This is a genomic window from Anabaena sp. CCY 9402-a, from assembly GCF_963920945.1.
Classification (GTDB): domain Bacteria; phylum Cyanobacteriota; class Cyanobacteriia; order Cyanobacteriales; family Nostocaceae; genus Trichormus; species Trichormus minutissimus.
Genome location: NZ_CAWUDL010000005.1, coordinates 44,103 through 69,742, shown reverse-complemented (window position 1 = coordinate 69,742; position 25,640 = coordinate 44,103). Strand labels below are relative to the sequence as shown.

The 25,640-nt window shown below is 39.2% G+C and carries 24 protein-coding genes; 9 read left to right on the top strand and 15 right to left on the bottom strand.

Annotated features, from left to right (window positions below; all coding sequences use genetic code 11):
• Positions 1-108: 108 nt before the first annotated feature.
• The 9 genes from ACM0OR_RS03480 to ACM0OR_RS03440 form a co-directional block, all read right to left on the bottom strand.
• Complete coding sequence (locus tag ACM0OR_RS03480) at positions 109-2,277, bottom strand: TIGR03986 family CRISPR-associated RAMP protein (RefSeq protein WP_414575009.1); 2,169 nt, start codon at positions 2,275-2,277, stop codon at positions 109-111.
• Positions 2,274-2,840: a CRISPR-associated protein Csx19 gene (csx19, locus tag ACM0OR_RS03475; protein ID WP_414575008.1), complete on the bottom strand. Its 567-nt coding sequence runs from the start codon at positions 2,838-2,840 to the stop codon at positions 2,274-2,276. Before csx19 ends, ACM0OR_RS03480 begins: the two co-directional genes overlap by 4 nt.
• Positions 2,837-4,255, bottom strand: coding sequence for an RAMP superfamily CRISPR-associated protein (locus ACM0OR_RS03470; RefSeq protein ID WP_414575007.1), 1,419 nt, complete (start codon positions 4,253-4,255; stop codon positions 2,837-2,839). The genes csx19 and ACM0OR_RS03470 overlap by 4 nt, the downstream gene beginning before the upstream one ends.
• Complete coding sequence (locus tag ACM0OR_RS03465) at positions 4,248-5,837, bottom strand: RAMP superfamily CRISPR-associated protein (RefSeq protein ID WP_414575006.1); 1,590 nt, start codon at positions 5,835-5,837, stop codon at positions 4,248-4,250. The genes ACM0OR_RS03470 and ACM0OR_RS03465 overlap by 8 nt, the downstream gene beginning before the upstream one ends.
• 12 nt (positions 5,838-5,849) lie before the next feature.
• Positions 5,850-6,512, bottom strand: coding sequence for an RAMP superfamily CRISPR-associated protein (locus tag ACM0OR_RS03460; RefSeq protein WP_414575005.1), 663 nt, complete (start codon positions 6,510-6,512; stop codon positions 5,850-5,852).
• Positions 6,513-8,135 carry a Cas10/Cmr2 second palm domain-containing protein gene (locus ACM0OR_RS03455; protein WP_414575004.1) on the bottom strand — a complete coding sequence of 541 codons (1,623 nt, stop codon included), beginning with the start codon at positions 8,133-8,135 and terminating at the stop codon, positions 6,513-6,515. It lies immediately after the preceding gene.
• Entirely contained in the window at positions 8,132-9,394 is a 1,263-nt protein-coding gene (locus ACM0OR_RS03450; RefSeq protein WP_414575003.1) for a Card1-like endonuclease domain-containing protein, read from the bottom strand. The genes ACM0OR_RS03455 and ACM0OR_RS03450 overlap by 4 nt, the downstream gene beginning before the upstream one ends.
• 72 nt (positions 9,395-9,466) lie before the next feature.
• Entirely contained in the window at positions 9,467-10,390 is a 924-nt protein-coding gene (locus ACM0OR_RS03445; RefSeq protein ID WP_414575002.1) for a CRISPR-associated protein Csx3, read from the bottom strand.
• 63 nt (positions 10,391-10,453) lie between these two features.
• Entirely contained in the window at positions 10,454-10,759 is a 306-nt protein-coding gene (locus ACM0OR_RS03440) for a CRISPR-associated protein Csx3 (protein WP_323267359.1), read from the bottom strand.
• Between the two features lie 498 nt (positions 10,760-11,257).
• Between ACM0OR_RS03440 and ACM0OR_RS03435 the strand changes: the two genes are divergently transcribed.
• The 3 genes from ACM0OR_RS03435 (at position 11,258) to ACM0OR_RS03425 (ending at position 13,988) form a co-directional block, all read left to right on the top strand.
• Entirely contained in the window at positions 11,258-12,586 is a 1,329-nt protein-coding gene (locus ACM0OR_RS03435) for a TIGR03985 family CRISPR-associated protein (protein WP_414575001.1), read from the top strand.
• 272 nt (positions 12,587-12,858) lie between these two features.
• Positions 12,859-13,536, top strand: a complete 678-nt coding sequence (locus ACM0OR_RS03430; RefSeq protein WP_323267361.1) for a response regulator transcription factor — start codon at positions 12,859-12,861, stop codon at positions 13,534-13,536.
• Between the two features lie 128 nt (positions 13,537-13,664).
• Complete coding sequence (locus tag ACM0OR_RS03425) at positions 13,665-13,988, top strand: hypothetical protein (protein ID WP_190703907.1); 324 nt, start codon at positions 13,665-13,667, stop codon at positions 13,986-13,988.
• A gap of 68 nt (positions 13,989-14,056) precedes the next feature.
• Here the strand turns inward: ACM0OR_RS03425 and ACM0OR_RS03420 are convergent, their stop codons facing one another.
• Positions 14,057-14,416 (bottom strand): general stress protein, encoded by a 360-nt coding sequence (locus ACM0OR_RS03420; RefSeq protein ID WP_414575000.1) that lies wholly within the window; start codon positions 14,414-14,416, stop codon positions 14,057-14,059.
• A 337-nt stretch (positions 14,417-14,753) separates the two neighbouring features.
• On the opposite strand from ACM0OR_RS03420, the gene ligA reads away from it, so the two are divergent.
• The gene (gene ligA / locus ACM0OR_RS03415) at positions 14,754-16,793 is read left to right on the top strand and encodes an NAD-dependent DNA ligase LigA (protein ID WP_414574998.1); all 2,040 of its coding nucleotides are present in this window, start codon (positions 14,754-14,756) and stop codon (positions 16,791-16,793) included.
• A 66-nt stretch (positions 16,794-16,859) separates the two neighbouring features.
• Here the strand turns inward: ligA and ACM0OR_RS03410 are convergent, their stop codons facing one another.
• Positions 16,860-17,282 (bottom strand): hypothetical protein, encoded by a 423-nt coding sequence (locus ACM0OR_RS03410; RefSeq protein WP_190703917.1) that lies wholly within the window; start codon positions 17,280-17,282, stop codon positions 16,860-16,862.
• Positions 17,283-17,917: 635 nt separating this feature from the next.
• Between ACM0OR_RS03410 and ACM0OR_RS03405 the strand changes: the two genes are divergently transcribed.
• The 5 genes from ACM0OR_RS03405 (at position 17,918) to ACM0OR_RS03385 (ending at position 20,955) form a co-directional block, all read left to right on the top strand.
• On the top strand, positions 17,918-18,697 hold the full coding sequence (locus tag ACM0OR_RS03405; RefSeq protein ID WP_414574997.1) for a carbonic anhydrase: 780 nt from the start codon (positions 17,918-17,920) through the stop codon (positions 18,695-18,697).
• A 218-nt stretch (positions 18,698-18,915) separates the two neighbouring features.
• Positions 18,916-19,494, top strand: a complete 579-nt coding sequence (locus ACM0OR_RS03400) for a hypothetical protein (RefSeq protein ID WP_323267365.1) — start codon at positions 18,916-18,918, stop codon at positions 19,492-19,494.
• Entirely contained in the window at positions 19,460-19,594 is a 135-nt protein-coding gene (locus ACM0OR_RS03395; protein WP_414575045.1) for a hypothetical protein, read from the top strand. Before ACM0OR_RS03400 ends, ACM0OR_RS03395 begins: the two co-directional genes overlap by 35 nt.
• A gap of 29 nt (positions 19,595-19,623) precedes the next feature.
• A complete protein-coding gene (locus ACM0OR_RS03390; RefSeq protein ID WP_414574996.1) occupies positions 19,624-19,899 on the top strand; it encodes a DUF433 domain-containing protein in 276 nt (91 codons plus the stop codon).
• A gap of 45 nt (positions 19,900-19,944) precedes the next feature.
• Positions 19,945-20,955 carry a DNA-methyltransferase gene (locus ACM0OR_RS03385; RefSeq protein ID WP_414574994.1) on the top strand — a complete coding sequence of 337 codons (1,011 nt, stop codon included), beginning with the start codon at positions 19,945-19,947 and terminating at the stop codon, positions 20,953-20,955.
• A gap of 92 nt (positions 20,956-21,047) precedes the next feature.
• Here the strand turns inward: ACM0OR_RS03385 and ACM0OR_RS03380 are convergent, their stop codons facing one another.
• The 4 genes from ACM0OR_RS03380 to ACM0OR_RS03365 all read right to left on the bottom strand — a co-directional run bounded on the left by ACM0OR_RS03380 (position 21,048) and on the right by ACM0OR_RS03365 (position 24,865).
• Positions 21,048-21,797 carry a ScaI family restriction endonuclease gene (locus ACM0OR_RS03380; protein ID WP_414574992.1) on the bottom strand — a complete coding sequence of 250 codons (750 nt, stop codon included), beginning with the start codon at positions 21,795-21,797 and terminating at the stop codon, positions 21,048-21,050.
• The gene (locus ACM0OR_RS03375) at positions 21,798-22,019 is read right to left on the bottom strand and encodes a helix-turn-helix transcriptional regulator (protein ID WP_323267369.1); all 222 of its coding nucleotides are present in this window, start codon (positions 22,017-22,019) and stop codon (positions 21,798-21,800) included.
• A 232-nt stretch (positions 22,020-22,251) separates the two neighbouring features.
• A complete protein-coding gene (locus ACM0OR_RS03370) occupies positions 22,252-23,847 on the bottom strand; it encodes a nickel-dependent hydrogenase large subunit (RefSeq protein WP_414574991.1) in 1,596 nt (531 codons plus the stop codon).
• 55 nt (positions 23,848-23,902) lie between these two features.
• Positions 23,903-24,865, bottom strand: a complete 963-nt coding sequence (locus ACM0OR_RS03365; protein WP_414574990.1) for a hydrogenase — start codon at positions 24,863-24,865, stop codon at positions 23,903-23,905.
• Between the last annotated feature and the right edge of the window lie 775 nt (positions 24,866-25,640).

Genomic DNA, 25,640 nt, shown 5'->3' with positions numbered 1-25,640 from the left:
AGCGGTAGCGGGGAGTTGTGCCGCGTACTGAAATCGCCTTTGGCAATATTTACTTATCTGCAAATTACCACTACTACGCTTTGGGGTTGGGGAATTGCGCGATCGCTTTTATCTTTTTGGTGGTTTTGTTGGTCTAGCCCAAGCAGCAGTATTACCTCCTTCAGAGTTCCCTTTTGGTTTTTGTTGAGATTGCTTATTATTTTGTATTGGTTGAGTATTTTTTTGACCTTTAGGTATTGGTTTTGGAATGCTGGTAGTATTATCGGAATTAGAGGGTGAAGAAGGAGAATTATCAAATCTGCGTCTATCATCCCATCCCATTACTTGGAGTGGAGTTGGTAGTACAGGACGATCTTTGTATTCATTGACAGTTGAATCATTAGTTCTTGTAGGTCTACCAATATGGAACTCATTAACATCTCGCGTAATTTCCATATATCGAGTTTCTTGCTCAATGTTAAGAGAATTATTCCAAGCCAACATAGCTAATAACATTTTAATCCGAGGTAGGTGATAAATTTTCTCTACTTCACCTTTGCCCTTTTCTTGAGGATAGTCTTCTATACTAATATTATCAAGGATATATTTTTCAAATGCAGTTATCAGATTTGTATGGTCTTCACTAACAGCATCAGTTGTCTTAATTGCCCATTCATGACCATCAAATAGGTTGCTGTATCGAGATATGCGATCGCTCAAATACAACTGTGGCTCAATTTTAATAGCACCCATGCCCAAAGGTTTACCCATGCCAAGTTTAAGACGGTATTTATCGCTTTGAGCAATGTCAAGTATCCACAAAATTGTGCCAAGCTCAATATCTGTTAAATTTTCAAAATATATTTTGAACTTAAAATTTATGCCTGATTTAATAGGCTTAATTGTAGTTGTCTGACTTTCTGAAGCTTGACTTTCAAGTTTAATAGGAGGTGAAGAGCCTTTATGCCAATATAACTTATGTCCTCGTATAACAGTTTCCAACTTTGGTTGTTTAGCATAATGTTGTAGCTCCCTGCGATCAATATTAGTTTGAACTAAGTAATGTTGAAATGTTGTAGGTTTAGGACTACCCAATATTTTAGGTTTGATAGTTTTATCAGGATCTCCTGTTTGCCAAATAGTTTTATCAGTTGTCACACAAATCGCATCAGTTATAAAAATTCTACTGCCTCTAGTTTGGGATTTGTTCGACTTTTCCTCTTTAACCCAACCAAAAATAGATTCTGTAATATCAATAATTTCTGACTTACGTAATTCTTCAGGTATAAATTTTTCAACAGATTTTTCATAAGGTAGACGAAACATCATTGCGTGTCCGAAGAAAACTAATTTACTATCTTGAATGAGATAAAAAACTGGTTGCATTTCTTGTAAAACAGCTTCTTCACCTAGTAATTGCTTTTGTCCCTCAGTAATTTGTTCTTTATATTCCTGAATCATTTCCCCAGGAATAGTGATATCGTTATTTGCATTTGATTCAGGCAAACCAAAAACAAATTCCATGTGTTTGCGTGGAGCAGAACCTGTTTTGACAACTACAGCATCTATTCCATTATTATTTGTTGGAGTTGCTTTTGCATAACCTAGCTTGACTCGTCCCTCGTTATGAGGATGCGAACGAAGTGGATCAACTTGAACACTTATCTCGAAAGCATTCAATGAATTATGCCAACGTCGTAATCCTCTCGGTATATTATTTCTTTCAATTCTGGCAAAAGATAAGCCATCAATTATTTCATTTGCAGGACGTATAGCCCAATTAGAACCTTGTTTAGTTATAAAACCTGCTTGCATTAAAAAAGAATATGTATTGTGTCCTTCGTCTCTTAGAAGATACTCACGATACTTATCTCCTAATGAAGTTCTGTCTCCAACTGCACGATAAACTAAATTATTTTTAGTTAATTTATCAATTTTACTAAAGCTAACAATTTCAACTAAATTTCGTAGCATCCCTCGCAAGCTACTACCGGGAATAACAGGTTTTGTAGATTTATCTAAAGGATTAGTGTAAAAGAAATTTGGTAAATCTTTAGATTCTGAACCACCTTTAAATTCATCTCTTGTTAATCCACAACGAATATAAAGAGGTGATTCAGTGGTTAAATTACATTCAATTCTACCAGTGTAGCGATTTTCACTTTGTAAATAATAGCGGTTTTCTTTCGGTAAGGAATCTGGTGATACTTCTACAACTTTTTCTGGTAATTCTACAAAATTATAAGGTGCGATCGCTTTACGATTATCTGGAACATTAGAAATGTGTCTTGGATTCATTTTTTGACTTCCTTAAAAGTAGTTAAGTTAACTAGACGACTCAGATTAATTCGAGCTACACCCGAATCATCGTAATCAATATAGTGACGAACACTTAAATGCACGGGACGATATAATAATTTCTGATTTCCATCAAATGTAATATCAGTTAAAGGCACTGCATGACGTAAACCTTGTGAACCATCTGATACTAAGGTAAACTCATCACAAGTTTTGTCTGCTTTTGTTCCCCAAAGAATGTGATTTTCTGAAATAAATTCTGTATCTTTTTCATCTTGAATTAAACGAGCTTTAAAACCTTCATCAGTTTGCCAAAGCATTACTTCTGATGTTTCACCAAAAGCACGACATTGTTGCAAAGTTAAAGGATCTAATTGAGGCAAAAAATCAAATACACTATCTGATGTTAATAACTGACCATCTTTAAACTTTCCCCAGATTACTCCATCTTCTGCATGAGCTAATAGATACTTTAATTGATATTCTTTAGCTTGGGTTTTCAACCATTCATTTATATCTAAATTAGGTGAAATATCTAAAAGCTTGTGTATTGGTTTATTCAAGCAGCTACCTCCTCGTTTAATGCGTCTACAAATTTTTCCAAATCTTCAGCATTATCTATAGTTAAAGGTTCATCTTTTGAACCTTGGGTAATCTTCCAAATTTTATTTTCTGAAGCTAAAGTAATTATTGCCTCTTTTCCCTGCAATCTTCCTCTTCCAACACTACTTGTACCACCAACAGGTAAATCTCCAGTCCACAAGTCTTTAATTAACAATAGCAACAAACCAATCTCATGAGGTTTCGGTTGACGTAATTCCAATTCCAAGTTTAACTCTGTTTTGTCGTTTCCAAAAATTGGTTGCTCGTTGAATAAAGCACCGTGTAAAGCACCACCTGTAAAGCGGTTAATAGCTATGCGGTTTTGTACCAAATCAGTTGTTTCTTTAATGATACTTTCATGAACAATTAAACGACTTGCTGTTGCTTTCTTCGTTTTATTTTTACTGAAATCAACACCAAATATTTCATCAATAATGCTTGTATTTTTATGCAGAGTATTAACAATTCGTTCTGCACGATGACGTAATACCCCCGCTAAACTTGTACCAGATAACACAGGTTGAAGTTCTCCATCTCGTCGAGATTTGAGGTGTACTACGTCCGGTGCTTTATCACTGGATGCTTGGCCAGAACGAATTAATAGAGGGGTAGCAAGGGTGAATGTGGCGTTAATAGTTAGGCGATCGCGTTTATCTTTTTCATCCAGATGTACACTCAAAGTATCAGCAATTGATTTGTATGTGCGATATTCTGTTAAAAAACCCGTTGTCCAATGAGGGAAAGTTAACCACGCTATCCTATCATCATATTTTTGCAAGTCAAATTGCCATACTTGCCATTCTTTTACGTGACAGCGACCAAAACCACGTTGCTTTTTCATGCCAATAGAAATTGCGCCGTTTTCTAATCCTTGGAGAACAATTACTAACTCTTTAATTAGTTGTTCTCGATTATTTTCTATTAATAATTCAAAACAGAAGTCAAATTGTGTTCCAGCTTCCAGTAATTCCAAGTCATATTTTTGTCTATCTTCAGCAGTTCTACTAATGCTATTAATTTTGACTCCATCTCGTAATTCTACATGAGGGGTAGTGTTACTAAGAGCATCATTAATAATTAAAGGACTTTGCTCACCTTCTTTTTCACTACGTTGTCCACCGAATAATACAGATATTTCATCTGCGTTGTAACCATATTCATAATCTCGTAAATAATTACGTAATGCTCCAGCAATAGAAGAACCCATTAGTAATGCTTTATCTTCTAAACTGTCTCTTAAAATGACTAAATCAATATCACCCTCAGTATCACCGCTTCCTAGACAAGTGGGGGTATCTAATACTAATAGACCACGTACAATAATCCGTTGAATAATATGACGTTGATTGCGTTCTCTTAGGCATTGATTAATCATTATTTTTCTCCTTTGTTGCCTTTTTAGCAACTGCCATAATTAACCGCAATGTATACTTTTCAGCTAATTTGTTTTCTCTAGCAAACTTATCAGTGATACTTCTCTCTTCATCGGCAACCCGTACTTTTAACTTTTGAGAATCTCCAATCCAAGACATGGGATTGTTTAACCATTCATCAAGTTTTTGTTTAAGAGAGATATCTCTGATTGTGGCTCTTTCAAATTGACCACTGGCATTAGACGGTAGATTTTTTAAAAGAGATAGCACTAAATCACAGTCTCCTGTTGATAAAGCTTGTCTGGCTACACTTTGTAAGCGAGATAATTGATTATTGGTGATTTTACCTTCTATTTTTAAATAACCAATTTGCTTTTGTAACGCTTGTTCCATTTTTTGATGCAGTAATCTCTCTGCCATTTCTGCTGCTAAATTTTTTGATGCTTGTAGTTTCAACACAGGCTGATTGGATAGTTTCGGAGGTTCGGGTTTTTTTGCTTGAAAATGCTGTTCTTCTAGCCAATTAACAACAACTCTGCCAAAACCTTCAACTCTGCGTTCACCAATGCCTAAATTTTCTAATTGTTGAATTTGCTCTGAAGTTAAAGAAATATTATCAAAAACAAATACGCTCCCTGCTTTCAATACTGCAATTTGAGGCAAAGGTAATCCCCATTTACGATTAAATCCACCTACTACACTGCTACCAGCAAAACTACGTTGTGGTTTAAGTGTCCCCACAACTTTTTCCAGTTCTTTGATCAATGGTGCTGGTGTTTGATGGTCTGTTGATGGCGGAATGACAGCGTACTGACCCCACTCATCACGTAATATTAAATCACTCAAAAGTGTAATTTTTAAACATTCGTTGTTAATACGTTTAGTAGCCGGAATACTGATTTCATTCCAAACATCGTGACAAATAACATCAGATATTTTCGTATGTCCGTAACCTGCGCTTTGAGAACCACCTAGCCAGATATCTGCCGATTTTTGGAGCAGGTTTTTGAGAAAGTCTGCATCAGCTTCATGACACAGAATCACAGCTTGAAAAGCCTGTCCAGCATCCATAGCATCGTAACAGAATATTTCCCCTTCTTCTTGACTAGCGCGTCCTTTTTTGCGATCGCGTCGGTTATGAATATTGATACGCCGCTTTTCCTTGTAAAATGTAACTCCACCCTCTTCTGTCCAGAAATATTCCGCAACAAACTTTGGTGTTTCTGGTTTTTCTTCTTCATCAATACTAAAATCATAGACTGTGATATGAGATGAGTCATCACTCAATTCTGCATCCTTATCTTTGAACCAAGAAAGAGGTACAGGTAATGTGCGCTTTTGCTTCTGACTTAGCAAATAAGCATTTAAATAGTAAGTCTTTTTATCAAAAAAAAGGCGTTTTACTACATTATTATTCAAATCTAACTCTGATAAATTATGCTCTTTCATATAACGTCCAATTATTGCACCGCGAATCATACTACCAGGAATATAATTGTAGGAAACATCACTATTTGGATCGCCTTGAAATGAAGTAGCCAGTAATGGTTGTTGAGTGTGTAATGAAAAAGTTATTGTTTTCATGTTCTTTATTCGCTAAATTTTTCCAAATAGGCTCATATACTTTTGTGTAATGTCTGTTCCTGAATCATCGTGCAGAGTACATCGTACATATCCTCGACCTCGATGTCGTCCACTTCCTATACGTCTTAGTGCTAGTGTACCCACTGCTAAAAGTGATAATATTTTTTGATTTGGTTGGGTTTCAAATACTAAATCAGCTTTAAACTCAAGTCCACGAATCACAACGCGAAAAGAGCGCAAACTTCCCGTATCAGCTACACCAGATTCAGAATTAATTGCAGTTTGACGACGAATTGTTGTGAGTGAATCTAGAACTTCTCTTTTGGTAAGTTTAGGAAGTGTTTTCTTTTTAATTTGGAAAGCAACTGCTTCTCTTAAGTCCTCATGTAAACAAGCATCTCCTACGTGCATTGATGCTATTGTTCCCTGAATACTACCTGGTGTACCAAAAAGAATGCAGGCAACATTTTTCCAATGAGGACGAATTTCAGGAGATAAAGCTGCAATTAAGTTATCACATTCTTCACTCAACAAACCCTTGAGTGTGCGTCCACGTAAATAGGGAAATCCGCTAGAATCATGCTCTACTTCTTGGTCAATTAAACCAGCAACACCATCACCTCTACCGAATGTAGTATCACTTAAAAGTTTGATTTTTAGTTGATAAATAGTCACCTAATCCCCCAGTTCAAGATAAAATTCCATAGCCTCAATAGCATCAAAGTATCCACAAATTCCGTCTTTCCATCCATCTTTTGCTAATTGTTCACTTTGACCGCTAGATTCTGGAAAAGAAGGTAATTGCGACAATCTATAAGCTGATAAAAACTCTTTGGTCGCATCCTTAGAGGCTTTCCGTAAAACTTCTCGTAAAGCCATAACTTTGTTGTGGCGTTCTTTCCAATCTTCTCCTTGTTTAAATTCTTTCACAACTTGAGTAAAACCTTCCCAAGTTCGCCACTCGATGCTATGCTTTTCTAGTCGCACAGGACGCATTTGTAAATGGCAAACATCTTGGTTATCAACAGATATTTGATATTCAAGCTTGCGAATTTCAACAATTGAACCTAATAAACCACTTGCTGCTAAATGCCAATCAATTGCTGAAAATCCATCTGGCTCAAATTCCTTGTTCTTTTTAACAAATTTCTTAGCTTCTTTGCATAACTCCTCACTAATTTTATAAGCTCTTGCAAAAGGATAGTGAGTTTTAACAACACAAACACCTGCACAAGCTGTTAACTTTTGACCATCTGCAACAGGCTGTTCTTCAAATTCTCGAAGAAATAAAGCAGCTAATTCTAATCCTAATCTTCCTTCACAAATAAACGTGATATCATCACCGCCATAAACTAAAGGACGGAAAGGAAGATAGTATTTAGCTTTGAGTTGAAATTCTCCAAGTTTACCAATGACCTTCCCTTGTTGTATTGACTTTGTAATTACCTGCACAACAGCTTTCAGTGCATTTTTACCTGCCTCATCAACACTTGTAGAAAAATCGCGCATCCTTTGGATGTAATCTCTATTATTTTTTGCCTCTTCACCATATTTTTGAAAACGCTTACCCATACCATTACCATCAGCATGAACAATTGCTACATAGCTAGATTCTTTTTCAGAACGTCCTAAATGATCTGTTCGGTAGGGGAATTGAAAAATATTTTGGTCAACTACTTCAGCAAACATTTTTTGCAGTTTTTTATTTGTTCTATCAACAGCTTTTAATTTTTGCTTAGTTTCAGTGGATATAAAGTAGCTGTCTGCTTCTTCTTCATCACCATATTGAATATATTCGTTACTTCTATCAACAGCAGGTAATTGAGTAGAATTACAGGTGGCTGTAACTCCTAAACCTAGTAATGGCACTGAAGGAATGCGCTCATGTTTTCGGCGGTCAATTTCTCCTTCCATCAAGTCTTTGACTACTTGATAGAGATGTTCTGTATCCCAATCAAATTCTTTGTGAGCAACTACTAGATTAATTCCAGGAGCATCTTCTAAAACTCGCTTGCTCAATACTTTAGTAAATTCTATAGCAATCTCTCGCGTTCTAAATACTATTAATGTATTGCCACCACCAGCATAAACTAATTCTGCATTGAGTCTACTTCTTTCAATTGGTTCTTTTTGTTGATTTTTTGGAACATCTAATTGATCTAAAGTTTCTTCTACCCAATCACCTGTTACTTCAGAGACTAAATGAGATGCTCCAATATTTTCGCGGAGACGATTACTGCTGAAAATATAACCCTGAATACCTGATGTATCTATTATAGTTATGGTAAACTTACTCATTGTGCATCCTCATCATTTTGATCAATCCAATTAGAAATTTCTTCTGATAAATTTTTTAGATGTTCCCTTCCAAAGACAGCAATTTTTTTATCATTGGTAGAAGCTACAATTTCAGCTTTGAGAGTATCTGGTTCGCTAAAACAACAAACTAAAGCTACTCGCGCTTCATCTCCTCCCATCTGTCTTGCTCGAAGGTATGCTTCAAAAAGTTTACTTTTACATAAACCTCTGTTACTCGTTGTCGAACAAGAGATAGCAAAGAGCTGATATCCCCGTGTAAAGGCAACATCGAACTCAAACCCATCTCTAGTACCTTTAAGGGGAATTTCAAAATTTAGTCCATAGTCTTTTATCTGCTTATCAGCAATATTTTTGACTTCTTCTAACACATAATGCTCTAGCCATAAACCATCAAGCCACTTACAAAAATGTTTGATTTCTTTGAAAGCTCCTGTTTTTTCAACTTGTTGTAAAGAAAGCTGATTATCAGATGTAATAAAATTTTCTTCTTTGAAAGCTGCAATAATTTCTTGCGGTAAGTCATCTAGGGGTGTTGATACTTCGAGTAAAGCGGTCTTACTTTTCCACTCTCCCCCACCATTTGATTTACTCTTATACGCTTGTTCACGGAAAACTTTATAAAACCCATCAAACCACTGCTTTGCTTTACTCTCTTCCTGAAAAATATTTGCAAGTTCTCTTGCTAATTTTGGTAATTGCGCCTGTTGTGTCGGTTTTTGTTTTAACTCCAACCCATGTAACTGAAACAGTTCTACCAGTTTTATTTCTAACGATTCAGGTTTTATTTTAATACGAATACGCTCTCTATCTTCCCTATCTATGCACATCTCTAACCTACGTGCATCAAGATAGCTAAAGACAGTATCAGCTTGAGATTGGCTGAATACTGCTCTATAAGCGTGTACTGCCATTGCTTTTGTACCGCCTGTATAATTCAAACCGATTTTTCCGTTTTTTAAACCTTGAATTTTACGACAAATTTCATCTTGAATGTGATAGGCATCAGATTCATATTTACCAAGTGAAATTAGCTGTGCTGATTGTAAGCCTATTAGTTTGTTATTGAGGATATTTTTCAGCCGTTTAGCCTGAGTTTCTGTACCAGTTGTATGTACTAGATATGGAGTACCACCTTTTTTTAGTAATAAATTTGCTGTGACGTAGTTAGGTAAAGAGTTTTCACCCATAAGCAAAAACAGGTGGTCAACTTTGTAATTATCAAAATCTGATATAGCCATATAAATTTACCTCACCCTTTAAATTTATTCGTGTTTCAATAATCAAGTAGTTAATAAGCGATCGCTATTTCCTTACTCTCCTTTACTCAACCCCACCAACAACCGCGCTAAAGCTTGGATAATTGGACGCTGCGAAACATCCTCACCTCGCTGTAATCTATGAATCCTACTACGTAAAATCGGCGTTTCCGACTCAACAACGTCATTATTCCCCAAAAAGTCGCTAAAAACGATCGCAATAACTTGCAACCTCAACTCATCACACAACTTTTCCCAAGGCGCAATCTCAGACTCATCTTTGACTAAAATCACCGCATGGGTAGCTTCTTTCATAATCAAGCGGTTCGCGTCGGAGATTCTTCCCCCAATATCAAAGACGAATATCGGTGTATTGATACCTCTAACTTCCTGCGCCTTCAATTTGGCGAACTCTGGACTAAATCCTGCTTTGTATCGTGCTTTTAACTCGGTGGCTAAATCAGGATCACGTCTGGCGGTTTCGCTGTACCACGAACCATCGCCATCGGGACAGCCGGAAATGAAGTATGATTCTGGCGCGTCGGGAATCTGCAATAGTGCTTGTTTTAATCCCTCTCGAAAGCAAGTCTTTCCAGTGTTTGCAAAGCCACACAAGACGACTTTCAGGTTGCTTTGCGCCTGCGACTCTCGCACCATATCCAAAATATCCCCGACTTGATATTGGGGATGTCTGCTAATGGTGACTACATATCTATCTATCCCTGGATCGCCTATTTTGGGATCTAATAGAGCGATCGCATCATACAATTTCCCTAATTTATCCGCTAATACCTGACTAACTAATACTGAAACTCGGCCATTGATTTTGATGAGATTACCACCGGGTAATTCCCCTGTAGTAATCATCTCATCTAACTTTGCCGCTACATCGCGGACTATGCGATCACCTGTAGCTAGCGTACTACCAAATCCTACTTTGAGGATATCACCCTGTAACTTGATATAGTAGGTATTCATTATGTAATTAATGACAAAGCATTGATTCTGGCTTTTGCCTGATTACCGATTCCCTCCTGAAATTTAATCAATCAAGTCTCCCAATTTATACGCGGGATTGTGTGTGATTGAAATCACATACTTAGCCAATTTAGGATCATAAAAAGCTACTGCTCCGTAGATATGAGCAAGTTTATGTGCTAATACAAAGGCTACAGGTATAGATATTGGCCCATTGATTTTGAGTAATGTTCCTCCTGATAGTTCACCTGATGTAGCCATTTCTTCTAGGCGTGCTGCTGCATCGCGGACTATTTGGTCATTTTGAGCAGGTTCGCCAAATCCAATGCGTAAAATCCCGTCTTTTAACTCGATTTTGTAGGTAGCCATGTCGCTTTGCTCCAAATTTTAAATTCCAACTTAACACTTCAAAACGTGAATTCAATGAACCTCTCCCCAACCCCTCTCCGACGCGGAGAGGGGCTTAAATCTGGCTGGTTTCAACGAAAAATAAAGCCTTCAAAGCTTCTTTCCTTGTAGGGGAGAGGTTTTGAGAGGGGTTTTTCAATTCATCGAACTCACGTTAAATAAAATTTAGGTGCTTGTATCCTTTTCTCATATAATCGTTGTTTTTTCTGTGCTGGATACATCATACACCCTGCTGGAAGAGGCTACTTCCAGAGTGTCGTATGCTAGAAGCAATGGGATAGGAAGACAAGGAGAATTTTACCCAGTCCCCAATCCCCAGCCTTTCAATTTTGGATTTGCAATTTTGGATTTTAGATTATTCAATCCAAAATCCGTCTTGAAAAGTTTCCTACGGCGGGAAACCCGCCTACAGAACTTTCCGCAAAATCTAAAATTCCTAGTCCCCAATCCCCAACAAAAGTGTCTGAACAAATTTTTACTGATGTGCCGCAAGTCGAATTATTACAATGGTTAGCGCGGGGTTCTCTGAAACAAAACTTACCGCGTGCAGTGCGTTTGTGGGTATGGCTGCGCTCTCTGTACGGTGATGCTCAAGACCGTGTATTGTTAGATGATGGTTTTAGTTTGGCTCAGTGGCGAGATACTTTTTTTACTCTCAGCCACCCCAAAGGAGAAGCAATTCCCCCACTGCATCACCCTAGCTGTCCCTGTAGTAAAACTACCGCAGAATGGTTGTTTGATCAAAAAACAGGACTGGAACGATCGCAATGGCTACAAACTGTACAAGCACATACTCCCATCCCAGATTTAGATAAATTCCTACAACAGCGATTGTTTGGTGTAACTCGTCGCAGTCTCCAAGCTGATTTAGATATCTTGGCGGAGTTGGGTTGGTTAGAGAAACATGAGCAGAAATATTATCGCGTCAAGTATTTTCCCTCGCGTCCGATTACCACCAAACGGCAAACCAACGAATTAAATTTTCTCAATCAAGAGGACTTGGTCGCGATCGCGCAAAATCTTTCTCAAGAAATCTGTGGTGTGCGGCGGTTTTTCTTCAAACTAGATTTTGTGGTGACAGCTACAGATGAACTGGAAAACTGGCAATATGAATTACAAAGGCTATGGGGAAAAATACCAGTCCCACCGATTGAACTCACTTACAACAGTGCGAGATTGGGGAATACTTTCATCTGTGTAGTTTATCCAGTTTGTATTTATTATGTCCAGCGTGCTGTTTATTTGTGCGCTTTTGGGCAAAGTCCTGATCTAAAAACCGATTGGTATAACTTCCGCCTCGACAGAATCCAAGATATCACCCCTATTGAGTGGACACATCAAGATATCCCCAAAAATCTGCAACTACGCTACCACAAGCGCAATTTACCCACCCCGGATGAAATAGAAGCAAAAATGTCAGAGGCTTGGGGGTTTGATTTCTATTTAGATGCTCGCTCGATGTTATTACGATTTGACCGAGATTATCACGATCGCTACATTCGCCGAACTTTTCGCCATGACACATTTAAAGCGATCGCCTATTCACAAGTCAAAAATCTGATCAAAAAGCATACAGTCAATCTAGAACAACAGCAGGCATTATTACAAATTCTCGCCCATCGCTCCCCAGATGATGCTTACTACCGCGTGCAGTATCGACACGGTGATCACAACGTTATTATGCGTTTACGAGCATGGCGACCCAGAATAGAAGTTTTTCTCCCTTGGGATATGCGGCAAAGTATAGCTAATGATGTGGCTAGGGAGTTTCAACTTTATAATTCGTAGTTCATAATAACCTGAGACAAATGTAAATTAAGTAGGACGACTTGAAAAAACCAAACTATGCTAAGTAATGTAAAAAAATTAGGATTGAGTTCGTAGTATTCGCGTAGCGTCTCGTAGAGAGGACTTTAGTCCTTTTTTGTTCGCGCAGCGTCCCGCAGGGAACGGAGAGAACGCAGAGAGAACTAAAGTTCTTACTACAAACCTTTAATTATTTACCCTGTTCTACTTACATAAGTAATTAATATTTAATTACGCATTACGAATTACGAATTATGGTCGCACATATCCTTTTAGTTGAAGATGAAGTCAAACTGGCTCGATTTGTGGAATTGGAACTGAGTAGTGAAGGTTACAAAGTCAGCGTAGCCCATGATGGTATGACTGGTTTGACCTTAGCGCGGGAGTCAACGCCAGATTTAGTAATTTTAGATTGGATGTTACCAGGACTCACCGGCTTGGAACTGTGTCGGCGGTTGCGTGCAACTGGAAATAAAATACCAGTAATTTTGTTAACAGCCAAAGATGAAGTGAGCGATCGCGTGGCAGGATTAGATGCAGGAGCTGATGATTATGTAGTCAAACCATTTAGTATTGAGGAACTATTGGCAAGAATCCGCGCTCATTTACGCCGCACCCAAGAGACAAATGAAGACTCCTTACAATTTGCAGACTTAACACTCAACCGCCTTACCCGTGAAGTATTTCGAGGTAAACGAGCAATTGAACTCACCGCCAAAGAATTTGATTTATTAGACTATCTTCTTTCTCATCCCCGTCAGGTATTTACTAGAGATCAAATTCTCGAAAAAGTTTGGGGTTATGACTTCATGGGTGATTCTAATATTATTGAAGTTTATATTCGTTATCTCCGGCTCAAGTTAGAAGAAAATAATGAAAACCGTTTAATTTATACAGTGCGTGGTGTAGGTTATGCCCTGCGAGAATCTTGATAGTAGAGATGTAGCACTGCTACGTCTCTACTGGATGACGCATATTTCATTTTTGGAGATGTCAATGATCCGGATAAATCAGAATAAAGCTGAATAATGACTTTACAGTGAATCTATATGCTCAACTTATGGAAATGCCCCAACGCGTATCAGTTCGCTATAAAGATACGCCCTACAATACTAGTGAAATACGTTTAAAAACCTTCCGCCTTGGGTTACAAATTTGGGAAGAACAAACCAAACCTAGAAAAACAGAACTGTATGAGTTTATTTTGTCTTGCTTGAAGCAAATTGATCGCCAAGATCGTTTTATGGTTTCTCTATTATTTGTAGAGTTAGCAGACCTCATTCGCGATACTGCCCTAGATAGAAACATGAAAGAGGATATAATTAAAACCGCGTTTCGAGAGTTTGCTTGTGCAGTAACAGATTTTGAAGATATTGCCAAATAACTAAATAGTAAAGACGTTGCATGACAACGTCTTTACACATTCATAGAGTTAACAGAATCAGATTACATCTATTTTTTCTTGTTTTTATTCTTTTGGCTTTGTCGTCCGGCTTCAGCGTGTTGCTCGCTTGTACCACCAAGAGTTTTCTTCTCTTCACCACTATCCTGAATTTCTTCGGTATCTTCGCTACCTTCTTTCTTGCGTCCACCGCCATGAGAGTGTTTACCACCCTCACGACCGATTTCGGCCATATGTTCTCTGTCTTGGCTGACAGTTTCACCGCCTTTGCGTCCGGCTTCACGCGCTTCTTCAGGAGTAAATTCGTGAGCAGTTCCCTTCTCGTGAGCAGCGTGTCCACCCTTGCTAGCAATTTCACGCTGTTTGTCTTCATCCATCGAAGCGAAACCGCGCTTGCTTGTATCTGACATAATCAGACTCCTTGTAGATGTTTGGAGTTTTTGTCTTTTTGAGCCAGTGAAAATTTTTACTGGCTACGCTTTGAATGTAACTGAGCAAATTACTTTTATTCATTACCCATTAGTGAGAATCATGTCAGGGTAAACTCGTACTTTAGACATATCACCTGAGTTTAACTTGATTCTCAGAGTACGGGCTATGCAATTCTCACATATATAGTAAGTGAGTAAGTGTATTGAAAGTCTGATTCTACAGATTATCATTTTAGAATAATCAACCAACAACCTCTTAGCCGTAGATTTTATAAGTTATCACATTTATCCACTGGTTATTTTATAATTAAATCTAATGATTCAAACTCAGTCTGAAGTCAAACGCGCTCATGAACTGCGCCAGCTGTTGCAACAAGCTAGCTATGCTTATTATGTCTTGGATGCACCAATCATGGATGATGTCATCTATGACCAGCTATATCGAGAACTGCAACAACTAGAAATTCAATATCCAGAATTAGTATCACCCGACAGTCCCACTCAGCGCGTCGGGGAAAGGCCTGCTACACACTTTACCTCTGTACGGCACAATGTCCCCCTGTATAGTTTAGAGAATGCCTTTAATATTGATGAGTTGCAAACATGGGATCAGCGTTGGCGCAGACAAGTACCGCCAACAGATTCAGCCGAATACGTTACAGAATTGAAAATCGATGGTTCAGCTTTAGCTTTGACATATCATCATGGCGTTTTAGTTAGGGGTGCAAGTAGGGGTGATGGGGAGATGGGGGAAGATATCACCCAAAATGTGCGGACTATTCGCTCAATTCCTTTACGTTTAAATTTTGATGGGTTGGAAAATATCGAGAAAGTGGAAGTCCGGGGTGAGGCTTTCTTACCAATGGAAGTTTTTCAATACATCAATGAACGCCGACAAAAAGCCGGGGAACAGTTACTTGCTAATCCCCGTAACGCCGCCGCAGGTACACTCAGACAACTAGATTCTCGCATTGTGGCGCGACGACGGTTAGATTTTTTCGCCTACACACTGCACATTCCCGGTATGGATGACGCTAGTATTGCTAATACCCAATGGGAAGCTTTGGAATTGTTGCAAAAGTTGGGTTTTCGGGTGAACTCTCAACACAAGCTTTGCCAATCTTTAGCAGAGGTAGCTGAATACTATAAATACTGGGATACCGAAAGATTAAATCTACCCTATATGACTGATGGGGTGGTGGTGAAGCTGAATTCCTTTAAGCTGCAAGAACAGTTAGGCTTTACGCAAAAATTCCCTCGGTGGGCGATCGCACTCAAATACCCAGCCGAGGAAGCACCCACCCGTGTAGAAAATATTGCAGTGAATGTAGGACGCACCGGAGCTTTAACGCCGTTAGCAGAAATGCGTCCAGTGGAATTAGCGGGAACGACTGTATCTCGCGCTACCCTACATAATAGCGATCGCATTACCCAATTAGACATTCGCATCGGTGATACCGTCATTGTCCGCAAAGCTGGGGAAATCATCCCGGAAGTCGTCAGGGTACTAAAAGAACTGCGTCCGGCTGATACCGAACCCTTTATTATGCCGAGTCATTGTCCAGTGTGCGGACAGCCTGTGGTTAGAGAAACCGGGGAAGCTGTTACTCGCTGCGTCAATGCTTCCTGTCCCGCTATTCTCAAAGGTTCGATAGAACATTGGGTGAGCCGGGATGCTTTAGATATTAAAGGCGTGGGGGAAAAACTGGTGCATCAACTTGTCGATAAAGGCTTGGTGCATTCCGTTGCAGACTTATATGACTTGACAGCAGACCAATTATGTGGATTGGAAAGAATGGGGCAAAAATCAGCCGAGAAATTAATTCAGGCGATCGCGCAATCCAAAAACCAACCTTGGTCAAGAGTATTATATGGTTTAGGTATCCGTCATGTGGGCAATGTTAATGCTCAATTACTCACTGAAAAGTATCGCACAGTAGAACAGTTAGCCACAGCCAAACAATCAGATATCGCCGGGATTTATGGTATAGGTGCAGAAATTGCTCAATCTGTTTATCAATGGTTTCACATCAATGCCAATCAAACTTTAATAGAACGTTTGCAAACAGAAGGATTACAATTTGTTAACACAGAGGAAGCAAAAACCCCTAATAATATTAATCAAAAACTGCTTGGTAAGACTTTCGTAATTACTGGAACTTTGCCGACATTAAAGCGTGATCAAGCCAAAGAATTAATTCAAAAAGCTGGTGGGAAAATAACAGAATCAGTTAGTAAAAAAACCGATTATTTGGTTGTCGGTGAGGATGCTGGATCTAAGTTAGAAAAAGCACAATCTTTGGGAATTGCACAGTTAACTGAGGCACAGCTATTAGAAATTTTACCTGCAAATTAGCCAAAGAAATAGGGAGATAGAAAAATATCCAGAAATCTTACTTTCTTATCTCCCTTGTTTCCCTGATCAGAACTTGACATTATATTTGTCAGCCAGTTCAGAAAGCTTTTCATACTGTTGGATTGCGGCTTCAGTAATTAAAGCTTTCGCTTCTTCTGGACTCTTGCCATTTTCTGGAATTAAATACTTGATATAAAGTGCGACAAAATCTACCATGATTGCCGAACCAACTAATCCATGACTATCAGCTTCCTGTCCAGCCATTGCTGATACTAGTCCAGCTTTAATGGGGTCTGGTCTGGCTTTCATAAACTGATCAATAAGTTGCCAAATGTATTCATTTGGTGTGAGATTTTGTAACTTAGTTGGATCAAGTATAAATTCTCCTGCTACTACTTTTGCCTGCTCTAAAATACACCATTCTGCAAATTCTTTGAGTGCTTCTTCAGGAAGTTGTGGGAAATATTTGTGTAATTCTAAATCAGACACAGGCTCACCTTATAAATTTGAGTTTTGTTGCAGTACATTAAGGCAAGCCTAACTCACTATTTCTACAAGTTTTAGTGTGTTACGCTACGACTATTGAAAGATAACAGATATTAATTTTGTAGAGTTAGCATCAGCACAGAAGTAACTCCAAAATTCACAATAGTATTAGAGGATGTTTGAACGGTTCGGTCAGGTATAAATTGTCGTTCTGAGTGGAGCGAAGTAGAATGTAAAGCCTGACTTTTCACGGGATCTAGAAAACCCCTCTCCAAAGACACGGAGCGGCTTCTCGTGCTTAGTACCTCTCCCCTACAAGGAAGAGCCACTGCGTTGCCGGAGTTCCCCCGGTTGTAGTTAGTGGCGTTAGAGGCTTTAAATTTTCCCCCTTCCCTACTAGGGAAGGGGGTTAGGTTTCGCGTTAGCTAGTGAAGGGTTCAGCATGACTTTTCAAACAACCTCTTAAGTTAAGACGGTATCTCAACCAACACCGTTATTTTCATATGTAATATTTCGCATAAAAGCAGCATTTTTATTATAGTATTTGTCAAGGTTTCAACTACTCCACCCTGCTTGCCTACGGCAGGCTACGCGAAGCCTGATGATGGGATATCTCACTCAAAAAAATTAATACGATCATGAATCTAATCAACAAAAAATGGTGTAAAAATATATTAGTATTTGTAACATTTTTAATAGGGTTAATAACTATACCATCTGTACAGACCTTTGCGGGAGAAGGAACACCAGACTGGGGCTATGGTGGTGCAGCAAATCCCACTCAATGGGCTGAACTCAGTCATGATTTTGCACTGTGTGAATTAGGTAGAGATCAGTCTCCCATCAATATTGTTAGTGCTGTCAAAGAAAAACCTACACCAATATTTTTTAACTACAAGCCTACACCCTTAGTTGTTGTCAACAATGGTCACACTCTCCAAGTAAATTACGCACCAGGAAGCACCATCACCATTAATGGTGAAAAATATACACTTCTCCAGTTTCATTTCCATACTCCCAGTGAACATACTATTGGGGGAAAAGCTGCCGCGATGGAACTGCACCTAGTACACCGCAACGATGCAGGTCAACTATCAGTTGTGGGTATCATGATGAAAGAAGGAGCAGCAAATCGTCTAATTAATGAGATTTGGAAGTACATTCCTGCGGTTGGGGAAACAAAAACTGTGAGTCGCACTATTAACGCAGCTACTTTCTTACCTAAGACAAAAACATACTTCAGCTACCCTGGATCACTGACAACACCACCCTGTAGCGAAGGAGTGAGATGGAATGTTTTAGTAGAACCTATTACCGTCTCGAAAGAAGAAATTAGTATCTTTCAAAAACTATATCAGGTGAATGCCCGTCCAATTCAACCCGTAAATGGCAGAGTAATTGAATTGCATAGCAAATAGTTATTTGTCAGGATCTCAATTGATGAGAAATTTGATTTCTGCAAGCTACACACTCGTGACATATAGTCAGTCGTGAGTTAGACGTTCTATATTGTGGTAAAATCAGCATATAGAACAGGTGATTTCAAAACCTGTGAGGTTCAAACTATTAACCAAGTGGGCGATGACCGGCCATCGGTCGGAGACCATCGCAAAAGTTGCAGATTTGCAAAAACACTATGGCAAAGCGGAAAAAAAGCAATCTCCAGTGGATCAAAGAAACCCTCGACCTCAAGCCTGACCATCACTGGGAATCGCCATCAGGCTATAAAATTTTTGTCGCTAATCGGGGGGCTGTTCGGTTAAATGTCCCTCAAAATTGGGTGTTTGAGCCACAAGAAAAATCTTTTAAATTCCTGGATAAAAAACCACCTAAAGATGATTGCTGTCTAGAAGTATCATTTAATCAACTACCTCCCCGTGACTGGAGTTTGTTTCCCCTCAAATCTACCTTGAAAAAAGTGATGGACGATGACAGTCGCAACGTCATTGAGAGGGGAGAAATCTTCACGGTTAAACGCCAAACAGCCAAAATTGTGTGGACAGAGATTAAGTTTATCGATACCCAAGAAGAACCACGGGAAGCTTTTTCACGGACTTGCATTGGTTTGGGTTCAAATGTGCAGTGCTTGATTACATTCGATTATTGGGCAGATCAAGCCGAGCAACTAACACCCATTTGGGATGAAGTGATGCGTAGTCTGACATTAGGCCTATATATCAGTGATCCTAGCACTGGTACAGCTTTTCCAGACTGAAGTAGAACAAGCGATAGTCATCGCCTCTAGCCACCACTATGGTTGTGTTGGGGAGTGCGATCGCTATGCAAATCTAGAAGAATTCAATATTTTTCTTTAAAATAAATAAAAATGGCTGAATTAGAGTCTATGAATATCAATACATTAGAAGAAATTGAACTTGGCACATTAATTGTTCGCACACCCGGAACTCTTGGCGGTCGTCCTCACATTGCAGGAACTAGAGTATCTGTACAGAGAGTTGCTGCTTGGTACAAAATGGGTCTAAATGCAGAAGAAATTGTAGAACGAATGGGTAATTTGACTCTAGTGCAAGTGTATGCTGCCTTGACTTACTACCATGCTAATAGAGAAGATATTAAAGCTTATCTTGCTGCGGAGAAGTCAAGTTATGGCTCTAGATGATAATATTTTCAAATAGTTATAAATATTCCGTTAACCATACAAACAATGAAGGTTCCAGTCACACAAGACAAGGTACGCAAGATAGCCAGTCAAGAACACAATATTTACATTAACGAAGGAATTGATCAGCACACAGCCACCCAGATGGCTCCACGTTCATTACTAAAGCCCTTTTCTGAAGACTTAAAGCGTAATCTTTCAGATCAGCAAAAGTTTTTAGAAGTAGAACTATACAAGTGCCTAGATGAACCTTTTTATTCTGATGATGGGTTTATTCTTTATCAAGGTGATTCAACAGATTTTCTTCAAAAACTTAGTTCAAGCAATATTAAGATTGATCTAACTATTACATCCCCACCATATAACATCGGCAAAGAATATGAAGCACTAATGTCAGTTGACGAATATATTAATTGGTGTTCTCATTGGATGCAGCAAATTCATAACATCACTAAACCTAATGGTGCATTTTGGTTAAATGTTGGATACCTCGAAGTCCCCAGGAGAGGATTATGCGTACCAATACCCTATCTGTTATGGGATAAGTCACCATTTTATTTACTCCAAGAGGTTGTTTGGCAATATGGAGCAGGTGTTTCAACAAAATATCGTCTTAGCCCACGTAATGAAAAGTGGTTATTTTATATTAAAGACTACCAGAATTATACATTCAATTTGGATGACATCAGGGACTCCAATGTGAAGTATCCCAATCAAAAGAAAAATGGCAAATATAGATGCAATCCTCTAGGTAAGAATCCATCTGATGTCTGGGAATTTTCCAAAATTACAACAGGTACAAAGAGAAGTTCAAAAGAACGTACCGGACATCCGGCGCAGTTTCCTTTAGGCATTGTAGAGAGAGTTATTAACGCTTCATCAAATCAGTTAGAAATAGTGCTTGACCCATTTGCCGGTTCTTGCTCTACTGGGATAGCAGCAACAGGTTTGGGGCGTATATTTTTAGGTTTTGAGATGAGGACTGATTACTGCAAAATGGCAGTTGACAGATTTAAGGAATTTAAAAAAGAGAGGGATAGTTCTAATGAACAGTAAATACTATTTTCAGAATGACCTAAAGTAAGCTAGTAGTAATTAGTAATGTATATAAAATCTAGAGACATACAAGTATTATTGGACATAAATTTTCAGGAAAAATCTAATTTTTTTAGTGTTTCGTTCAGCTTTAAAATTTTTGCATTGCTTCCATGATAATTTTTCAAATCTCTGACATTTAGCACTCCTTCTTCTGCACAAAGCTGTGATATTTGTGAACCAACACCTTTTAAAACACGGATGGGAGCGTTCAGCCTATAATCACCTTCAATCTTAATTAGTTTGTATGTGTAGACTGATTCACTAAGACTAGCTGCTTGACCTGTCGCAGCTTTTTGAGCTTTCCAGTCAGAGTGATCAATCCATCCAAATCTAAGAAGATGAAGATCCTGCCGATAAAAGTTGACTGTAATATAATATCCAGATTTTTCTTTCTTTAGCAGTTCGGTATTTTCTATATTTTGTCCATAACTTCTATTCCCAAATACTTTTTCTCCTAGTTGTCCTGAACTTTTAATTTCAACAGAGTATAAATTATTAGGAATACATACGATATCTTTATCTTCTTTATTCTTCCCAGCACGCCAAAGATGAGGTTGCTGCCTCTCAAGTTCCTTAGCAAATAACTTTTCAAAAAAGTAACCTATTACAGTAGCAGGAACGTCGAGTTCAGACAGATTGATCGACAGTTTACCTTCTCCGATAGTTGTAGACCATAGGGTCTTCCAACTTTTAAAAGCAATCTGCTTGATGGTTTCAACATCTAAAGGGTGACAGCTAATCAACTCTTTAGTCTTTACCAACCATTCTTCCTCAGTTAAACCCTCATACGGGGAAGGCACTTAGTCAACTCCTTTCATCAAATTACTTAGCGAAACATCTAAAGCCTTAGCTAACCGAACAATATTAATAAAGGCTACGTTCCTCTCCCCTCTTTCTATCCCACCAATGTAAGTTCTATGAAGACCAGCTAAATCAGCCAAATCTTCCTGTGAGAGTCCTTTCAGTAATCTTAACTCTCTAATTTTTAAACCAAACTTTAAAAGTTCATGGTTATTAGCCATGAATTAATGTTGTCTGCTTGATGCTTATAAGTCTACAGACTATAAGTAGCACTCAATATTTAGAAATTGAGTTAAAAACCCCTGAACTGAAACGCAGCTATATTATCTGCTACGCTCATTTCTCAAAACAAGAATCAGTTATCAGTTGAATAATTAGCTGATAACTGATAACTAATTTGGCGTTCCATAATAGAGGGATGAATTAGGAGCGCATTTATGCAATGCCACTAATTTAAGCAGTGCGAAAACGCGCTAACTCCTCGCCTGTTTTCGCATCATGGGCGTGAACAGTACACACCAGACAAGAATCAAACGATCGCGCCACGTGTCCCACTTCCACAGGGTCGCTAGAATCTTCAATAGGTGTCCCTATCAAAGCTTGCTCAATCGGGCCACGTATTCCGTCTTTGTCACGGGGGCCGACATTCCAAGTAGTCGCAGCAATCACCTGATAATTCTTAATCTTGCCATCTTCAATATCTACCCAGTGACACAAAGAACCCCGTGAGGCTTCCGTTGCACCCCAACCGCGCCCGTCTTTTTCTTTAGGTTTGATATACCAGGGGTCATTTAAGACAAACTCACGCAAACATCGTTCCGCTTGGCGGTATAACTTGACAATTTCATGAACTCGTGCAAGCTGACGCACATGAATACTAGCACCACCCATTTGTTTAAAGACATCCAGGATAAACCCATCATAGTGTTGCCAAGATTCTCCATGTTGACCACCTGCGACTAACTGACGCGCTAGAGGCCCGACTTCCAAACGTCCAAAGTCTTTGTGTAGTACAGCCGTTGACCAAGAGTAGGCATTATTGAAGTCTTTAGTATTTTTCTGGGTGGGTTTGGTCGTGCGGTCAAAGGGGTGAACGTTGTCTGTACCTTCGTCATACCAGGCATGGGTGGTATTCTCACGGGCGAAGGTATGATCCATTAAAGTGTGAGTATCGGTGAAGCTGTTGTACACACCACTTTTCATAATCATAGCGGCGTTGCGCCCTTCGATAGTCGGCTTCTGGTATTTATCTTCATGGGGTAAATATCCCCAAGAGACATATTTACCAACACCAGCACCGTATCTATCTAAACCAATATCTAAACCCATGCGCCAATAGAAACCCAAGTCTGACTCACGATGTTTAATGTCTGCTTCTAACCAGTCCATGAAGTCATCATAAGTTTGAATTTCTTCGTAGCGTTCTAAAGAACAACCCAACCACACAGGTTCTAACCAGTTGGTGCGGAAGTATTCTAAAATTGCCCAAGCGCGGGTGATGTCTGTTAAAGTAGGGGCGCACATCACACCACCAGGCACCATATAACTGCTGTGCGGCCATTGTCCACCAAACAGGGCGTAAATTTCTACAGGTTTGCTGGAAATAGTCACACCGAGTTCATAGGATTTGCCTGTGAAAGCGGCGAAGCGACGGACAGCTTCATCGTAGAAGCGGCTACTCCGGTATTTTTTGTTTGTTAAGTCAATGGCGAACAATCCATAAAAGTAGCGGGGGATGCTTTGGATTGTTTCAACAATTTGACCGAGGTTTCTAGCTAAGATGGCATTGCGGGGAACTGTTGTCTTCCAGGCTGTATCTAATGCCCAGGATGCAGATGTCAAGTGAGAAGCACCACAGATACCGCAGATACGAGGAGTGACAATCAATCCAGCTTGGGGGTCTTTACCTCGGAGAATAATTTCAAATCCGCGAAATAGTTCGGCGTGTGTCCAGGCGTTAACGACTTGTCCATCTTCAATTTCCACGCGAACGTCTAAATCACCCTCGACTCTACCGACAGGCGAAATATCTAATGTTTTAATTCCCATTCTCCTCTCCTCTCGGTAATTGTTTTGTAGTAAGCACTTCAGTGCTTACTACGAACTAAACTGTAAAAAAGTCTTCTTCTGCCCAGTTGGGGGCTGTATTTTTAGCCACCATTGTGAGTAAGGCGTAGTCTTTGGTTTTGACTCCTGGTGGTAATTCTTTGGGGACACCCATAACGGTTTGAGTTTTAAATACCGTTCCGGGTTTGAGATCAAAGAAGGGAAATTCTGGTTCTGTACAACCTAAACACGGCATTCCGGCGCGGGTTTTCGAGGAAACGCGATTCCAGAGGATGCGGTTGCAGGAGGAATGGGTCATAGGGCCACGACAACCCAAGTCGTAGAATAAGCAGCCTTTACGCTGACCAAATTCGGCGGTGGTGGCTTTGTAAGCAAAGTGGACGTTACGAGTACAACCTGTTTGGGTGTAGGTGTTGAAGAAGGTTTGGGGACGGTGCAGTTCATCGAGGGCGATGTCAGCGATGCGTCCAGTAGCGATCGCCACTAATATCTGCGTAATCCAATCGGGGTGTGCTGGACATCCAGGAATATTAATCACTGGTAATCCCGATGTGGCGACGAAATCCTTACCTAAGAAGCCGCCTTCTTGACGCTTAAGAAATTGCAAACCTTCGGATTCGCTGGGGTTAGGCGACATAGCGGGGATTCCTCCCCAAGTGGCGCAGTCTCCCACCGCTACAACAAAGCTAGCAACTTTTGAGAGGTCATTTAGCCAATCTTTCATCGGGCGATCGGCAAACCGATTCCATTCACCTGTACCGTCGGGGGCATTAACTACAGTACCTTCAAATACCAAGATGTCTAGAGGTATCTTGCCGAGAATGCAGTCCCACAGTAGGGTTTGTAAGTTGTTGCCTAGTTCCAATCCCAAGGAAGGATGCCAAAGTAACTTAATGCCAAAGTCAGCAATTAGATCGCAGACTGTCGGTTCTTCGGCGTTGAGAAAAGACATAGTGTTGCCCGAACAAGCACCACCTTGCAGCCAGAGTACGTTAGTCATTGGCTATTTATTTGTCTATGTTTACTATTTATGACGCAGGTGTTGACGCTTGTAGAGTTTCACCCGGTGATAAATATTTAGTTTTAATTTTTAGAATAAGATATTTTTCGTTTTTATTTTATTTAATTAAATAAAAATTAATCTTTAACTGAAAATTAAATCTTTATCATACTTACTGAAAACTGCCATTTATTACACAGATTTTCATTAAATAATATGGAAAAATAAACTTTAATTTGACTTTTTAAGCATAAATACTATAGATACACTACCTTTAAATTTATCGGATATATTGACCAGCAAAAATATTTTTTAGTGCTATTCTCTGACAGAAAATAATATAAGTAATGAGTATTTAAAGCATACATTGATATTAGCAATTATACCCTAGAATTTAAGAATCAAGGTGTTCTATATTAAAAAATGAGTCATGTAATTATAGGGGAATGGGTATTGAGAAAACTTTTACCGCTTCTCTAGTTCCAACGCAAAGGGAACAACACTTCATAAAGTTCCTTTTGGCGTAAATAAATATAGCGTTTCTCGGTGGATTGAGGTACAAGAACCCCACCCCCTTCCCCCAAAGTTCTGTTCGGCAGAAACCGCCGCTCAGACTTCTATGTGCCGCAAGGAGGGGACTATGATATACCTCATGTAATTAGAAAACGCTATATATTTTCTTAAGAGGCTAGTACCGCAAAGCGTAAGTCAAAAAGCTTATCAAAAAGGCTTCTCATTTATTTAGAATGGATGCTTGATTTACACGGAAATGTAC

Bases quoted from the DNA above. Each gene is read 5' to 3' on its own strand.
- ACM0OR_RS03480 (WP_414575009.1), bottom strand. From the start codon at position 2,277: ATGAATCCAAGACACATTTCTAATGTTCCAGATAATCGTAAAGCGATC.
- ACM0OR_RS03470 (WP_414575007.1), bottom strand. From the start codon at position 4,255: ATGATTAATCAATGCCTAAGAGAACGCAATCAACGTCATATTATTCAA.
- ACM0OR_RS03465 (WP_414575006.1), bottom strand. From the start codon at position 5,837: ATGAAAACAATAACTTTTTCATTACACACTCAACAACCATTACTGGCT.
- ACM0OR_RS03455 (WP_414575004.1), bottom strand. From the start codon at position 8,135: ATGAGTAAGTTTACCATAACTATAATAGATACATCAGGTATTCAGGGT.
- ACM0OR_RS03450 (WP_414575003.1), bottom strand. From the start codon at position 9,394: ATGGCTATATCAGATTTTGATAATTACAAAGTTGACCACCTGTTTTTG.
- ACM0OR_RS03445 (WP_414575002.1), bottom strand. From the start codon at position 10,390: ATGAATACCTACTATATCAAGTTACAGGGTGATATCCTCAAAGTAGGA.
- ACM0OR_RS03440 (WP_323267359.1), bottom strand. From the start codon at position 10,759: ATGGCTACCTACAAAATCGAGTTAAAAGACGGGATTTTACGCATTGGA.
- ACM0OR_RS03430 (WP_323267361.1), top strand. From the start codon at position 12,859: ATGGTCGCACATATCCTTTTAGTTGAAGATGAAGTCAAACTGGCTCGA.
- ACM0OR_RS03425 (WP_190703907.1), top strand. From the start codon at position 13,665: ATGGAAATGCCCCAACGCGTATCAGTTCGCTATAAAGATACGCCCTAC.
- ACM0OR_RS03420 (WP_414575000.1), bottom strand. From the start codon at position 14,416: ATGTCAGATACAAGCAAGCGCGGTTTCGCTTCGATGGATGAAGACAAA.
- ligA (WP_414574998.1), top strand. From the start codon at position 14,754: ATGATTCAAACTCAGTCTGAAGTCAAACGCGCTCATGAACTGCGCCAG.
- ACM0OR_RS03405 (WP_414574997.1), top strand. From the start codon at position 17,918: ATGAATCTAATCAACAAAAAATGGTGTAAAAATATATTAGTATTTGTA.
- ACM0OR_RS03400 (WP_323267365.1), top strand. From the start codon at position 18,916: ATGGCAAAGCGGAAAAAAAGCAATCTCCAGTGGATCAAAGAAACCCTC.
- ACM0OR_RS03390 (WP_414574996.1), top strand. From the start codon at position 19,624: ATGAATATCAATACATTAGAAGAAATTGAACTTGGCACATTAATTGTT.
- ACM0OR_RS03385 (WP_414574994.1), top strand. From the start codon at position 19,945: ATGAAGGTTCCAGTCACACAAGACAAGGTACGCAAGATAGCCAGTCAA.
- ACM0OR_RS03375 (WP_323267369.1), bottom strand. From the start codon at position 22,019: ATGGCTAATAACCATGAACTTTTAAAGTTTGGTTTAAAAATTAGAGAG.
- ACM0OR_RS03370 (WP_414574991.1), bottom strand. From the start codon at position 23,847: ATGGGAATTAAAACATTAGATATTTCGCCTGTCGGTAGAGTCGAGGGT.
- ACM0OR_RS03365 (WP_414574990.1), bottom strand. From the start codon at position 24,865: ATGACTAACGTACTCTGGCTGCAAGGTGGTGCTTGTTCGGGCAACACT.